The sequence below is a fragment of the Paraburkholderia sp. BGA-UO-ETr-F21 genome (genome assembly GCF_059567925.1).
Map to the genome: position 1 here is coordinate 54566 of NZ_JCAQOY010000001.1, position 14011 is coordinate 68576.

The window sequence follows — 14011 nt, forward strand, 5'->3', positions numbered from 1 at the left end:
ACATCTTTACGCTGATTCGGGCGGGCCGAAACACACGCGAGCCGGCAAAGGCTGTGCTGCAGGCCGGAAACACACGATACTCCAATTAGTGCCATGGTGATGGCAACGCCGTACGCAAGTGAGGTTTTGCTACAACGATTGGGCCGATGAAAACAGACCGATGGCGTCGTATTGCTTGATATCGGGCGCGCATTGCTGTATCTGCGATTAATTTTGCGGCGAGTTTTGGCGCCAATAACCGGCCGGTCGAACTGTCAACTATTGGGCGGGGCATCTCACGCTTCTGACTCACTCGAATCTCTCGCCTCTCGTGGCGTCAATACAAGGCCTGACGCATGCGGAAACAGCAACTTCCAATCGTGCCATTGCTTCGTGACGATTTACCACTCGATACCGTTGAACTCGCGCGCTTCATGATCGGCAAATATCTCGTGCACGATCTGCCGGAAGGGCGCATGAGCGGGCGAATCGTCGAAACGGAGGCCTATCCGGTGGGGGACTCGACGGGCCATGCATTTATCGGCCGCCGTCCGTATAACCGTTCGCTGTTTCTCGCCCGCGGTTACGCGTATGTGCGGCTGACCTATGGACTCTCGTACATGCTCAATATGTCCGCCGAGGCCGAGGATGTCGGCGCCGGCATTCTGTTTCGCGCGATCGAGCCGCTCGAAGGCTTGCCGCTGATGGAAGCGCGCCGGCCCGGCGGGCCGCTGCGCGATCTGGCGCGCGGGCCCGGGCGGCTCACTATGGCGCTCGGCATCGGCCAGGCGTTCGATGGCCGGGATCTGTGCGCGGGGCGCGACTTGTGGATTGGCGTCGTGGAGCGTGGCGACCTGCCTGTGGGCGTGACGACCCGCATCGGCCTGTCGCGCGAAATGCATCGGCCGCTGCGGTTCTACGAACCCGGCAGCGCATTTGTCAGCGGGCCTCGAAAGCTTCTGCTGACGCCCCAGTCCGGTGCGCCGAAGTAGGCGTAAATTTGACCTGTACTGAGGCGCCTGGCAGCAAAACGCACTCTAATCAGACGTATTTTTGAAATGTCAGACACAAAGGGTTGCGATCCCGACAATTATTACGCCAATGATGCCGGTTGGATGGCAATTCGCGGTAATGTTCGGCGCATTATTGCGATCACGACAATTATTTATCTCGAAATCAAGGGTTTTCCCTCGACGCTCTGGTGACTAGACTGAAACCACTCGCTTCTCACATACCGTGTTCAGGCGACGCAAATAAAACCAAGTCTGGAGGTAAGTCATCATGAAATCGCTCATCAAGGCAGTCGCTATTGCCGCAGTTCTCGCCGCTCCGATCGCGTCTTTCGCTCAGGCGAGCCAGCAACCTGTCACCCGCGCGGATGTACGCCAGGACCTGATCCAGATGGAGCAGGCTGGGTATAACCCAGCCACGTCCAATGATCCGACGTATCCGGCCGATGTTCAGGCGGCTGAGCATCGCGTAGTGGCTCAGAACCCGGCCATCGCGCAGACGCAGGAGCCGGTCGCCAACACCAGTGGCTACGGCGGCGTGGCAAACGGCTCGTCGCAAGCCGGCGGCGTGATCCAGCCGATGTCGGGGCCGAAGGGCGTGTATTTCGGTAACTGATTCGACAAGTGACTAGGTGCTCGGGCAGGCGCGTTCAACTCCGTGAGGGGGTGAACGGCCGGATTGTGTGACCGGGCGCTGGTCGAAAGTTGCTGCGGCGGGTGACAGGACGATCGGACGGCCATGCGTCTCTTCACATCCACCCGTCACCCGTAGCCGCAAGAAGTGGGAATCGCAGTAGTAGTTCGAATTCGCGCACGCCGAAGGCGCCGCGCGCACGGCTTTAAACAGCGAGCGCATGCGAATGCGTCGCGCATCAGCAGCGTCGCCGACGCCGTAGCGCCGCTGTGCCGCGAAGATCGCGGCCTACATATTCAAGGAACCTCCGCTGCCGCAAGGTAGCTTTGCCCAACCGTTTTACGGATTGGGCTTTTTTTGCTAGTGCGGGTAGCAGGGCGAGCGCCCTGCGTCAGGGCCGCTCGCCGTGAATATAGAACTCGAGCTGCTGAATGGTGAACTGCTGTTCGGCGATGATGTTCTTCACCAGGTCGCCAATCGATACCATGCCGACCAGCCGGTCATTCTCGATCACCGGCAAGTGGCGCATGCGGCGCTCCGTCATGAGGGCCATGCAGTCGTCGGTGGACTGGTCGGGCCGCACAAAGCGCACGGCTTTGCTCATGATGTCGCGCACCGGCGTGGCCTTCGACGAGCGGTCCAGCAGCACGACCTTGCGCGCATAGTCGCGCTCCGTGATGATCCCGGCGATGCTGTCGCCATCCGTGACGACCAGCGCGCCAATGCCCTTTTCGGCCATCAGCTTGATCGCGTCGTAGACGGAATCGTCGGCCCCGATGGTGAACACAGTGGTGTTGTTCGGTTTCGTTTTAAGAAGCTGTGCAACGCTTGTCATGGAGCGGCTCCGTTTCGCAGTGCAGCACGCCGGCGCGGCGTGCTGTCGTGAGGGACAGGCGATTCCAGTATAGGCCTGACACGGCGCTGGAGTACCCAGGGAATAACTGTGGCGCGCGCGACGTTCAACTCGGGTAACGGACGGTGCGCCGCCGCGCGGCTTCCGTGTCGCGTGCAAGGGCATACGGGTGCGGGACGCCGATTAGCGGTAAACTCCCCAGTCCGTACCTTATTCCCGGTTTGATCGGGTTCATGTCAGCACCACTGTCTAACGCCATGCTCACGTCTCACGATCCGTCGCCCGCAGCAGACGGCGCACTCAACGGCGAATGCGTCGTTCTCGACGCCACCGCCACGCTTCCCACGCGCTACGGCACGTTCACTTCCTATGTGTTTCGCGTGTGTGAGAGCGGCGCCGAACATCTCGCGCTCGTGATGGGCGACGTCGCCAACAAGTCGTCCGTGTTGACGCGTCTGCATTCCGAATGCCTCACCGGCGACGTGCTCGGCTCGTACCGCTGCGACTGCGGCGAGCAACTCGACCTCGCGCTGCGCTACATCGCGGCGGAAGGCTGCGGCGTGCTGCTGTATCTGCGCGGCCACGAAGGGCGCGGCATCGGCCTGTCCAACAAGATTCGCGCGTATGCGCTGCAGGAGCAGGGGCGCGATACCGTCGAGGCCAATCTCGACCTCGGCTTGCCGGACGACTCGCGCGAATACGATTCCGCCGCGGGCATTCTGCGCACGCTGAAGGTTACGTCGGTGCGGCTCATGAGCAACAATCCGGAGAAGTTCGACACGCTGTCCAAGCACGGCATTCCGGTGTGCGAGCGCGTTGCGCTGGCCATCCCGATGCGCGAGGAAAACGAGCGTTATATCCGCACCAAGCAGGTCAAGTTCGGTCACTACTTCGACGAAAACGAATGAGCCACGCGCACACGCCGGCCGCCGTAGCTGAACGGCGGCCGGCGCTGTAGCGGTGGGTTCGTCAATATCTTGCGGCCGGAATTCCGGCCGCTTTGCTTTGCGCCCTTCTTGTGTCCTTGTTGTGTCCTCGGTATGCCCTCGTTGCGCCGACTTCGCGCCGGAGCACGGTGGATCAGAACATGCCGAAGTCGTCGTTGCTATCGGGAATCGCGTTGAGTAAGTCCCACAGCGCGCGCCAGCCCAACCATTCCGCAACACTCGCCAGGCTGGTCTGCCGGCGGCGAGCGCTAGTGTGCGGCGGCCGTGTTGCACGACAGGGCGTCGAAACCTTGCTTGCCCCGATCGAGGCGCGTAGCCAAGGGCAGATATCCATGCCGTCTCTCCTCGTCCAGTTGGCGTTCAGCGTGCGGTTGCCGTAGCCGGGGCCACGCGCGGCAGAATCGCCGCCAATACTTCCGCCAGCGTCGTCGCGCCGAAACGCCGCTCGCTGATGTCAGTTTCCACGTCGATGCGACCCGCGTTGTGCGCGTCGTACAGGTCGGTGATCAAACGCGCGTGGGGTTCGCCGAGGCCCGCGCCTTCAAGCATCGCGGCCCATTCGCCGCGCGGCGCTTCGCGCGCCACGACTGCACGGCCGGCCAGTTCGCCGATCGTGCGCGCCACGTCCAATGCGCTCACGCGCTCATCGCTTTCGATGCTCACGACCCGCGGCGAGACCTGCGGCGCACGATCGTCGAGCAGCAGTTCGGCGGCCAGCGCGCCCACGTCCTGTGCGGCGACGCTCGGAAAACGCTTGCTCAAAGGATGATGCAAACTCGGCAGCACGCCTCTCGCGAGCGCGACCGGCAGCAAGCGAGCCCAGTTTTGCATGTGTTCGGCGGCGCGCAGGAAGGTCAACGGCGAGTCGACGGTTTGAAGTTGCGTTTCGAGCTCGTGGAACAGCGTGGTGATGCCCGTGCCGGCTGCGTGTTCCGCGCCATAGTCGGAGAGCGCGAGAAGGCGCGCAGGCGGGGCGGCGCGCAATGCCGCGACACTCGTGTCGATCATGCGGCGCATGGCCTGCGCGGGATCGGCGTGCGCATGCGGCACCGGACACAGTAGTTGCACGCCGTGCGCGCCTTCGATCGCGCGCGCCACGCTCGCGGCGTCGAGCAGATCGGCGACGGCGATCTCACAGCCGATCTTCGCGAGGAATTCGCCCTGGTTTGCGTTGCGGACCACCGCACGCACCCGGCGGCCGGCCCGGCGCAATGCCACGGCGCTTGCTTTGCCGACGTTGCCGGCTGCTCCAAAAATCACGAACACGATGCGCTCCTCGTTGGGTCGGTATGACGCCATCTTAGGGACGCGGCGCCCGGCATTCGCGCGAGTAGGGATGGCTTTGCGCAGATTCGGATGATGGGTTGAACTGCCGCGCCTTGGCGGAAGCGTTGAATCACGTAGAGTCGAGCGAAACCGCCAAAAACGCCGCACAATGCGGAAACCTTGGCCGCCATCCACGAGGGACGCAATGAATGCAGTGACACCGATACCGCAACCGCATAGTGGTTCCCGCGTCGTGTTGCGTTCGAGCAGGCTGCTCGGCTGGCAGGGTTTTGGTGCGGAACTGGTCAACGTGTCGGCCGGGCTGCACCGGATACCGGCGTTCAAGCATCACCGCGTCGGGGTGCACGTCGGCGCGCCGGTGAGGGCGCGCTGCCTGTGCAATGAGCGCCGCTACTCGCGAATCCAGGCGCACGGCGACGCCGACGTGATTCCCGCCGGACTCGACGGGCAGTGGAGCGACGAGGCCGCCTGCACGATTTTCAGCGTGTGGATCGGCGAAGCGTTCGCGCAGCGGACGGTCGAGCAACTGTCGTTAAACTCCGCCGACGCGCAATTGCGCCCGCAATTCCAACTACGCGATCCGCGCTTTCAGTATCTCGCCTGGGCATTACGCGCCGAACTCGAAGCCGCCGAGGCATCCGATCCTTTGTACGCCGAGAGCCTGTGTACGGCGATGGTAGTGCGCCTGATCGGCGGTGCGCCGGCGCTCGAGAACAAGCGGCGCACGCTCGCCCCGAAAACGGCCGCGCGCGTGATCGAATTTATCGAAGCGCATCTGGACCAGCGTCTCACGCTGGGCGAACTGGCGGTGCTCGCCGAGTTGAGCGTGCCGCATTTCAAGGTGCTGTTTCGCGAGACGCTCGGCACGCCGGTGCATCAGTACGTGGTGCAACGGCGCGTGGAGCGCGCGCGCACGCTGCTGCTGCAAGGCAAGCTCAACGCGAGTCAGATCGCGCTCGATACGGGCTTCGCGCATCAGAGTCACATGGCGCATTGGATGGGCCGGTTGTTGGGCGTGACGCCACGCGAGTTGATCAAGTCGAATAACACTGCGGCGGGCGGTGTAGCGCTCGATCCGCGCAATGCCCGCCGCATCGCAGCATCGCGATAAAGCCTCGAGGGCCGCGCAGCATCGCGCCGCGGTCAGCCCGGCGCCGCACCCGTGAGCTGCGCATAGACGTCATGCGACAGTTGCAGCAACTGCTTGCGGTCGATCCCGCCCGAGACCGCATAGCCGAAGTCGCCATCGATCCAGTAAAACACGTTCACCGGGCCGTCCTGGTACAGCTTGAACGCCGTCGTGTTCGAGTTCTGCTGGCGACGCGAAATGCACAGCGTGACGCGCTCGCCGTTCGGCCCGCGATACATGAACTGCGCGGTCGGTCCATCGGCGCCGGGCAACAGGCGTCCACCCGAGAGGTTGAAGCCGTTCTTCGAGAGAATCGGCGGATGCACGTTGGTGCCGAGCCGGTTGGAGAGCCACTGCACGAAATCCTGCTCGTGATCGCCGGTGTTCATCTCAGTCGGCCGGTCCACGGCGGGCATGTAGACAACATGCGCCACCGCCGCTTGCCGCGCGAACATTTCGGAGCTGTCCGCACTGACCGGGCGCGTATCCGAGTGGCCGCCCGCAACCGGCGCGATGACATCCTGGCCCATATGCGTGCCCACGCCGATGCCCACGCCCAACACCAGCGCCGCCGCCATTCCGGCGAATTGCGGCCAGTTCGCGGCAATCCGCCAGCGGCGCGGCGCGGGTGCCTGCAGGCGCTTCGGCACGGGCTCGCTCAGCACGCGGTCGTAGCGCTCGTGGAACATGCTGTTCAAGGAGAAATAATCGCTGATGCGCGCGGCCAGTTCGGGATTCTGTTCGAGCGCGCGCTCCACATCGGCACGGCGTTCGTCGGACAGCGTGCCGTCCACATACGCATGCAGGTCTTCTTCGCCGATCGGCATTTGTTGGTCGCTCATCGCACCACCTGTAATTTCGCACCGGGCTGCGTGCCCGCCATCAACGCCCGTAACCGCTCGCGTCCGCGCGACAGCCGCGACATCACCGTGCCGATCGGAATGTTCAACGCGAGCGCCACGTCGGCATAGCTCATTTCCTCGAGGCCCACCAGCAGCACGACTTCGCGCTGCTCCATCGGCAGGCGCTGCAATGCGTAGTCGAGGTCGCGCATCTCCAGCGAGCGGGTCTGCTCGGAGGGCACGGCGAATTCGCTTTCGGACACGCTTTCGTCGTCGACCGCCACGTGGACGGCGCGCGCCGAAGCCTTGCGCGCCTGATTGGCGAACACGTTGTGCATGATCGTAAACAGCCACGCGCGCAGGTCGGTGCCCGGCTGGAACATGCCGGTACGGCCGAGCGCGCGCTCCAGCGTGTCCTGCACCAGATCGTCGGCGAGGTCGCGATTGTTGATCAGCGCTCGTGCATAGCGCCGCAATCGCGGCACATGCTCCATCAGCTCGTCACGGACATCCATTTTCTATCCCAATCGTGGGGCTTTTCGCGGGCAAGGGGGCATCCTTCAGTCGCAAGAAGAGACGCGTTTGACGGGCGAACACCGTTGCTTGCACTTTATTCCCTGCTTTCTGTGAGATCACGTATTGCGTTTCAGCAGTCATCGCATGGTCATCGCGTCGGCGGCGCGCATCAGGCCGTGGGTGCGGGCGTCGCCGGCAACCACGAAACGCTGCCGCTGCGCGGTCCAGAGCAACAGGCGAATGTCGCCGATGCGGCGCGCGGACCACTGCGGCTGCGCCGGCGCCAGCAACGCCAACGCGGAAAGCAGCACCACCGGTTGATTGTCGCCGTTCAGATAGATGAATTCGCTGACCCGCTGAAGCGGGCTCAGCGCAATCACTCTTTGGTCCACGAGGCGCAAACCAATTGCCGAGAGATTCGGCGCGGACGGATCGGCGCGAGTCGGCGACGCCGCGGAGAATTGCCCGGCCGAGCTTTCGGCGAGCGCCATGACCGCGGCATTGTTCAGCGCTTGCGCCGACACCTGCGTCGCGGCGAGCCAGCCGCTCGCCACCGCGAGCGTCAGCGCGAGCGCCGCCAGCGTGTTGAGCAGTTTGCGGGTGCGTTTAGACCCATTGATGCGCGCGAATGTGCGGCGCCATCCTGTGGAGCGGCTCGGCACCGGTTCGTCAGTTGTTTGAAAGGCCTGTTGGATCTGCGAGTTCAGTCGGCCGTAAAACGCCACCCGGCGCGCCTCCGCCGGATCCTTGCCCAGATAGTCCCGCAGAAACGCGGCGCGCTCCGGCGTCAGCGTGCCGTCTGCATAGGCCTGAATGTCCGCTTCGGAAAGCGGCGAATTGGAAGGGGCGTCGATGGTCATGGTGTCGGCGTGCGTTGGAGGGCGGCTACCGAGGGCGAACACGAATAGCCCCGAGTTTATTCCATATGTTCACGCGCCAATTTCAACGCTACGCGCTTGCCGAAAACGCACTTTCGCGCGGCCTCCACCGAGCCGCCGGGTCGCGAGCTAACCCGATCTCGCGCCGCTTTATTCCCGCTTCCGGATATGTTTTTTCCGTGCCTTCGAGGCAGGAATAAAAGCCATGAGCGTGTGGTTCTCCCTGATGCAAACCCGCACAAAACTCGCTGGAGTTCATCATGAAGAAGATCGCTTTCGTTGCATTGTCCGTTGCTGTTCTGGCTGCATCATCGAGCGCTTTCGCGCAAGGCAAGACCCGCGCTGAGGTGTACCAGGAATTGATCGAAGCGCAGCAGAACGGCCTGAATTACGTCACCGACGCATCGTATCCGGATGTAAGCCCGGTGTTCGCCCAGCAGGTCGCACAGCACAGAGAAGCACTCGCTACGCAAGCGGCGGCCGCCCGCCATGGTGCGAGCCAAAGCGCGCAGGACGGCAGCGTCAATTGAAGCTCTGGATACCCGGCGCGCGAATGGAACGGGCGCGCCGGATATCGCACGGAATAGATCGCGGTATGCAGTGTTAGCCCGGTAAGCGCATCTATCCGATCAAGGAGTTTTCGTGGCAAAACCATCCGTTCCCAACCCCGGGCCTGTCTGCGTGCCTTGCAGGCTCGCCGTGATCGGCGCGGCCGTGCTGGCTCTCGCCGGCGGCTTTGCCTACACGGCAGGCTGGCTGACGCCAGCGCGCCTCAGCGCGCCGCGTTTCATCAACACCTTCGAGAAAGTGGCGGGCCAGCCGCATCCGGGCTACCGGCGCAACCATGCCAAGGGCCTGTGTATCGAAGGCTATTTCGACAGTAACGGCGATGGCGCGGCGCTGTCCCACGCCGCTGTATTCGCGCAGGGGCGCACGCCGGTGACGGGCCGCTTCGCGGTGCCCGGCGGCAACCCCTCCGCGCCCGACACCAGTTCGCCTGTGCGCAGCCTCGCGTTGGAATTCCAGCTGCGCAACGGCGAGCAGTGGCGTACAGGAATGAACTCGACGCCCGTTTTCGCGGTGCACACGCCCGAGCAGTTCTATCAGCAACTGGTCGCCGCAACGCCCGATCCGGCGACCGGCAAAGCGGATCCCGCAAAGCTCAAGGCGTTTTACGCCGCCAATCCCGAGACTCAGCCGTTCCAGGCATGGGTCAAGGCGCATCCGCCTTCTTCGAGTCTGGCAAATGGCGCTTATTACAGCATCAACGCATTCCGTTTCACCGACGGCGCCGGCCATACGCGCGCCGTGCGCTGGGCGATGGTGCCCGAGACGCCGTACGCGCCGATCACCGACGCCGAAAAAGCCGAGAAGAATTTTCTCGAAGCCGACCTCGATCAGCGGCTGGAAAACGGCCCGTTGCGCTGGCATCTGATTCTGACCGTCGCCCAACCCGGCGACCCCACGAACGACGCCACGCTGCAATGGCCCGACGATCGTCAGCATATCGACGCGGGCACGCTGGTGATCGATCACACGACGTCGCAGGAAAACGGCGCGTGCCGCGACGTCAACTTCGATCCGACGATCCTGCCGGCCGGCATCGAACCGTCGGACGATCCCTTGCTCGCCGCGCGCTCGGCCGCTTACGCGCTCTCGTACAAACGCCGCACGCGCGAGGAAGCGTTGCACCCCGCGATTCATCAAGCCCAGACAAACGGAGCACACTCATGAGGCCGACGCCCACCCATTTCAGTCCGCTCGCGCGTCTGCTGCACTGGACAATGGCGCCCTTGATCATTGCGATGCTGTTCATCGGCGTGGGCATGGTCGCTACCGTCTCGCGCGCGCACAACACGCTGATTGCGATTCACAAGCCGCTCGGCATTGCGTTGCTGCTGCTTGTGGTGGTGCGTGTGGGCGTGCGACTCACGCGCGGCAGCCCGCCGTTACCGGACGATATGCCCACGCCGCAGCGGTTCGCGGCGAAGGCCTCGCATCTCGTGCTATATGCGTTGATGGCGGCAATGCCGTTGATCGGCTGGGCGATGCTGTCCGCTGCGGGCTATCCGGTCACGCTATACGGTCCGCTGCATCTGCCGCCGATCGCACCGCATAACGTCGAGTTGTTCGCGTTGCTGCGCGCGTTGCATACGTGGCTCGCATTCGCGCTGTTCGCCACGGTGCTGCTGCATCTCGCGGCGGCGTTGTTTCATGGGTTGATCCGCCGCGACGGCGTGTTTTCGAGTATGGCGCGCGGCGAGCGTTAGCGGCTCAGCGCTTTACTGCTTCACGCGTTCCGAACGCGGATCGTAAGGCGCCTTCAGGTGCACGGTGGCCGGCAGCAGTTCGCCGGCGACATCGATCGCGTAGTGGCCGCTGCCCAGGTAGGCGGTATCCGCTGCGCCGTCGGGATTGTTCACGTAGCCCATTGCGACCGGACAACCCAGCGTGTGTCCGAACGCCGCCGAGCTGACGAAGCCGACCGGCTTGCCGTCGCGCAGGATCGCCTCGCCGCCCCACAGCATGCGCTGCGTGGCGCCGTCGGCGGTTAGCACCACCATGCGGCGGCGCAGCGGCTCGGCGCGCAATTTCAACAGCGCGTCGCGGCCGCGAAACGCAATCTCCTTGTCGAGCTTGCACGCGAACGACAGGCCCGCTTCGAACGGATTGGTGTCCGGCGTGAGTTCACGGCCCCACGCGCGATAGCCTTTTTCGATGCGCAACGAGTCGATCGCATAGTAGCCGGCGTTGACGAGGCCGAACGCCTCGCCCGCCGCGTGCAGCGTTTCGTACACGCCCACCGCGAATTCGACCGGTACATACAGCTCCCAGCCGAGTTCGCCGACGTAGGTGAGGCGCGTGGCCCGCACCGTCGCGTAGCCGAGATCCACTTCGCGGCTTTGGCCGAAAGCGAACGCTTCGTTGCTCCAGTCGGCCTTGGAGACGCTTTGCAGCAGCTCGCGCGAACGTGGGCCCATCACGGCGAGTACGGCGTACTGTCCGGTCACGTCGACGAGCGTGCAGTGCTGGTCGTGCGGAATTGCCCGTTCAATGGTGTCGAAGTCGCGTGTGGTTTGCGCGCTGCCGGTGACGAGCAGGTATTGATCGTCGGCGAGGCGCGTGAGCGTGAAATCCGATTCGTAGCCGCCGCGCTCGTTGAGCATGCCGGTGTATACCGTAGTGCCGGTCGGCACGTCTACGTCGTTGGCGACGATGCCTTGCAGCACGCTTTGCGCGTCGCGGCCCTTCACGAGAAATTTGGAGAACGACGTCATGTCGAACAGCGCGACGCCTTCACGGCACGCGCGGTGTTCTGCGCCGCTCCAGGGCAGCCAGTTCTGCTGGCCGAAGGCGTAGTCGATTTTCGCTTCTTCAGGCGAGGGCGCGAAAAAGTTGGCGCGCTCCCAGCCCATCTTGCTGCCGAAGCAGGCGCCCTCGTCACGCAACAGCGAATACAGCGGTGAGCGGCGAAACGGCCGCGCGCTGTCGAGTTCGCGATTCGGCCACGGCATCGCGTAATGCAGGCCGAGCGTTTCCTTCACGCGATCGTGCAGCCACGTGTCGTTGCCGTTGAAGCGCGCGAAGCGGCGAATATCCACCGGCCACAAGTCCATGGTCGGCTCGCCCGCCACGATCCATTCCGCGAGCGCCATGCCGGCGCCGCCCGCCGAGGCGATTCCCATGGAATTGAAACCCGCGCCGACGAAAAAGCGCCGCAACTCAGGCGCTTCGCCCAGCATGAAGTTGTTGTCCGGCGTGAACGACTCGGGGCCGTTATAGAACTGCCGCACCTGGGCCGTTTCGAGCGCGGGCACGCGCTGCAGCGCATTTTTCATCAGGATTTCGAACTGATCCCAATCGTCCGGCAGCAACTGGAACTCGAAATTCTCGGGAATGCCGTTCATGCCCCATGGTTTCGCATCTGGCTCGAAGCCGCCCATGACGAGGCCGCCCACTTCTTCCTTGAAGTAGATGAAGCCGTCCGGATCGCGCATGACCGGCAGATCTGGATGCACGCCGGCAATGCGTTCCGTGACGATGTAGTAGTGCTCCGCCGAATGCAGCGGCACGGTCACGCCGCACAGGCGGCCAACCGCCTTGGCCCATTGCCCTGCGCAATTCACGACGATGTCCGCGCTGATCGTGCCTTCTTCGCCGTCCTTGTTGCGCCACGCGAGTCCGCTGACCTCGCGCGCGCCGCTTGCCTTGCCGTCTCGCGCGCTGCGCGTGTGGATCGCCGTGACGCGAGTGTTTTCGACGATGCGCGCGCCGCGCATGCGGGCGCCGCGGGCGAGGGCCTGGGTCAGGTCGGTGGGATTCGCCTTGCCGTCGCCGGGCAGCCAGACCGCGCCGAGCAGGTCGTCGGTACGCATGACCGGCCACAGGTCGCCGGCTTCCTGCGGGCTGATGACATCGCAGGCCACGCCGTAGGCGCGCGCGACGGCCGCGGTGCGTTTGAGTTGCGTCATCCGCTCGGCGGTGCGGGCCACCGAGAGCGAGCCGCATTGCTTCCAGCCGGTGGCGAGTCCGGTATCGGCTTCGAGTTCGGCGTAGAGCGCGGTCGAATAGCGGATCAGCTTCGTCATGCTCTCCTGGGCGCGCAACTGACCGACGAGGCCGGCCGCATGCCACGTCGTGCCGCACGACAGTTGGCCCTGTTCGAGCAGCACCACATCGGTCCAACCCAGTTTGGTCAGATGGTAGGCGACCGAACAGCCGATGATCCCGCCGCCGACGATAACGACGCGAGCGTGGTTGGGAATGGATGTGGACATGTGTGGAAGTGCGTGGATTGAATTGGCGTAGATTGCCCCAAAAAGACACGAAATGCAACGACCTCTGTCATTGTTGGAAATCCGCTCGTGTCATACGACCGTCATGCTGCTCAGCCCTGCGTCTCGTCGTTTGTCGCGGTCAGGCGTACCTGCGCCGCGGCTCGGCGCGCACCCGCTGCCCGATGGCGCTACAGTGTGGGTTTGCTTGGAAACGCGTGGCTATCAACCCCGAAGAAGCGTGACTTTTGCTAGACTTCACCTGACAGTCACCGCTCAATTTCCATGTTCTCCAACCAGCGCCAAGCCGAAATCCTGCGACTCGTCCGCGAGCAGCGCACCTGCACGATCACCGAACTGGCCGGCCGCTTCGACGTGTCCGACGAAACCATCCGCCGCAATATCAAGCCGTTGATCGCCGACGGCCTGCTGATCAAGGTTCACGGCGGCATCATGCTGCCCGAACGGCTGGATGAACCGCCGTTCCAGCGGCGCATGGCGGCCAGCCTCGAGGGCAAGCGGGCGATCGGCGCGCGCATCGGCGAACTGGTGCGGGACGGCGATTCGCTGATCCTCGAGGGCGGCACGACGTGTCTGCATATCGCGCAGGCGCTGGTCGTCCGATCGCGGCTCACGGTCGTGACCAATTCCATTGAAGTCGCGCGCGTGCTCGCGCCGCGCAATGGCAACCGTGTATTCATCGCGGGCGGCGAGTTGCGCCCGGACGACTGCGCCGCGTTCGGAGACAGCATGCTGGCCTTTCTGCGCCAGTTCCACGTGCGCTACGCGATCGCCTCGGTCACGGCAATCGACATGCAGGGGCGTTTCATGGACGCGCTGCCCGCCGACGTGGCCTTTTCGCTGGCGGCCTTCGCTCAGGCCGAGCGGCGGGTGGTCGCCGCGGACCACGCGAAGTTCGGCCACAGCGCGCTGGTGCACGCTTTCGGCGCGGATGCCGTCGACCTGCTGGTAACGGATGAAGCGCCGGCACCCGCGCTGGCTCAGGTGTTCGCTGCGGCCGGGCTGGATGTGGAGGTGGCCACACAGCCAGGTGCGTCCAACGCGTAAAATGGCCGGTTACCACAGGCAATCGATGCCGCACGAAAATTCGCCGGCCGGCGCCGCCCACGCTCCGCCGGGGTGATCCTGCCCGCGCGCGCT

The 14011-nt window shown here is 64.1% G+C and carries 15 protein-coding genes; 8 read left to right on the forward strand and 7 right to left on the reverse strand.

Features of this window, described 5'->3' with window-relative positions; all coding sequences use genetic code 11:
* Positions 1–335: 335 nt before the first annotated feature.
* Together AC57B1_RS00235 and AC57B1_RS00240 are read left to right on the forward strand one after the other, a co-directional pair.
* The gene (locus AC57B1_RS00235; protein WP_496416242.1) at positions 336–971 is read left to right on the forward strand and encodes a DNA-3-methyladenine glycosylase; all 636 of its coding nucleotides are present in this window, start codon (positions 336–338) and stop codon (positions 969–971) included.
* Positions 972–1260: 289 nt separating this feature from the next.
* Entirely contained in the window at positions 1261–1605 is a 345-nt protein-coding gene (locus AC57B1_RS00240) for a DUF4148 domain-containing protein (protein WP_408349726.1), read from the forward strand.
* 409 nt (positions 1606–2014) lie between these two features.
* Here AC57B1_RS00240 and AC57B1_RS00245 read toward each other — a convergent pair whose 3' ends face one another.
* On the reverse strand, positions 2015–2458 hold the full coding sequence (locus tag AC57B1_RS00245; RefSeq protein ID WP_091801712.1) for a CBS domain-containing protein: 444 nt from the start codon (positions 2456–2458) through the stop codon (positions 2015–2017).
* A 275-nt stretch (positions 2459–2733) separates the two neighbouring features.
* Here AC57B1_RS00245 and ribA point away from each other — a divergent pair, with 275 nt between their 5' ends.
* Positions 2734–3384, forward strand: coding sequence for a GTP cyclohydrolase II (ribA, locus tag AC57B1_RS00250; RefSeq protein WP_035516591.1), 651 nt, complete (start codon positions 2734–2736; stop codon positions 3382–3384).
* Between the two features lie 172 nt (positions 3385–3556).
* Here ribA and AC57B1_RS00255 read toward each other — a convergent pair whose 3' ends face one another.
* Complete coding sequence (locus AC57B1_RS00255; protein WP_496416243.1) at positions 3557–3757, reverse strand: hypothetical protein; 201 nt, start codon at positions 3755–3757, stop codon at positions 3557–3559.
* Between the two features lie 26 nt (positions 3758–3783).
* Positions 3784–4689, reverse strand: coding sequence for an NmrA family NAD(P)-binding protein (locus AC57B1_RS00260; RefSeq protein ID WP_496416244.1), 906 nt, complete (start codon positions 4687–4689; stop codon positions 3784–3786).
* Between the two features lie 205 nt (positions 4690–4894).
* Between AC57B1_RS00260 and AC57B1_RS00265 the strand changes: the two genes are divergently transcribed.
* Complete coding sequence (locus tag AC57B1_RS00265; RefSeq protein ID WP_496416245.1) at positions 4895–5821, forward strand: helix-turn-helix domain-containing protein; 927 nt, start codon at positions 4895–4897, stop codon at positions 5819–5821.
* Between the two features lie 32 nt (positions 5822–5853).
* On the opposite strand, the gene AC57B1_RS00270 is transcribed toward AC57B1_RS00265, so the two are convergent.
* The 3 genes from AC57B1_RS00270 to AC57B1_RS00280 all read right to left on the reverse strand — a co-directional run bounded on the left by AC57B1_RS00270 (position 5854) and on the right by AC57B1_RS00280 (position 8057).
* Positions 5854–6681 carry an anti-sigma factor family protein gene (locus tag AC57B1_RS00270; RefSeq protein ID WP_091801703.1) on the reverse strand — a complete coding sequence of 276 codons (828 nt, stop codon included), beginning with the start codon at positions 6679–6681 and terminating at the stop codon, positions 5854–5856.
* Positions 6678–7196 (reverse strand): sigma-70 family RNA polymerase sigma factor, encoded by a 519-nt coding sequence (locus tag AC57B1_RS00275; RefSeq protein WP_091801701.1) that lies wholly within the window; start codon positions 7194–7196, stop codon positions 6678–6680. Before AC57B1_RS00275 ends, AC57B1_RS00270 begins: the two co-directional genes overlap by 4 nt.
* A 138-nt stretch (positions 7197–7334) precedes the next feature.
* Positions 7335–8057 carry an anti-sigma factor family protein gene (locus AC57B1_RS00280; RefSeq protein ID WP_496416246.1) on the reverse strand — a complete coding sequence of 241 codons (723 nt, stop codon included), beginning with the start codon at positions 8055–8057 and terminating at the stop codon, positions 7335–7337.
* A gap of 278 nt (positions 8058–8335) precedes the next feature.
* Here AC57B1_RS00280 and AC57B1_RS00285 point away from each other — a divergent pair, with 278 nt between their 5' ends.
* From AC57B1_RS00285 to AC57B1_RS00295, 3 genes are all read left to right on the forward strand, one after another.
* Positions 8336–8605, forward strand: coding sequence for a DUF4148 domain-containing protein (locus tag AC57B1_RS00285; protein WP_408349741.1), 270 nt, complete (start codon positions 8336–8338; stop codon positions 8603–8605).
* Positions 8606–8717: 112 nt separating this feature from the next.
* Complete coding sequence (locus AC57B1_RS00290) at positions 8718–9809, forward strand: catalase family peroxidase (RefSeq protein WP_496416247.1); 1092 nt, start codon at positions 8718–8720, stop codon at positions 9807–9809.
* Positions 9806–10345: a cytochrome b gene (locus AC57B1_RS00295; protein ID WP_091801691.1), complete on the forward strand. Its 540-nt coding sequence runs from the start codon at positions 9806–9808 to the stop codon at positions 10343–10345. Before AC57B1_RS00290 ends, AC57B1_RS00295 begins: the two co-directional genes overlap by 4 nt.
* Positions 10346–10357: 12 nt before the next feature.
* Here AC57B1_RS00295 and AC57B1_RS00300 read toward each other — a convergent pair whose 3' ends face one another.
* Positions 10358–12853, reverse strand: a complete 2496-nt coding sequence (locus AC57B1_RS00300) for a GcvT family protein (RefSeq protein ID WP_496416248.1) — start codon at positions 12851–12853, stop codon at positions 10358–10360.
* Between the two features lie 282 nt (positions 12854–13135).
* On the opposite strand from AC57B1_RS00300, the gene AC57B1_RS00305 reads away from it, so the two are divergent.
* Positions 13136–13918 (forward strand): DeoR/GlpR family DNA-binding transcription regulator, encoded by a 783-nt coding sequence (locus AC57B1_RS00305; RefSeq protein WP_091801684.1) that lies wholly within the window; start codon positions 13136–13138, stop codon positions 13916–13918.
* Positions 13919–14011 lie beyond the last annotated feature (93 nt).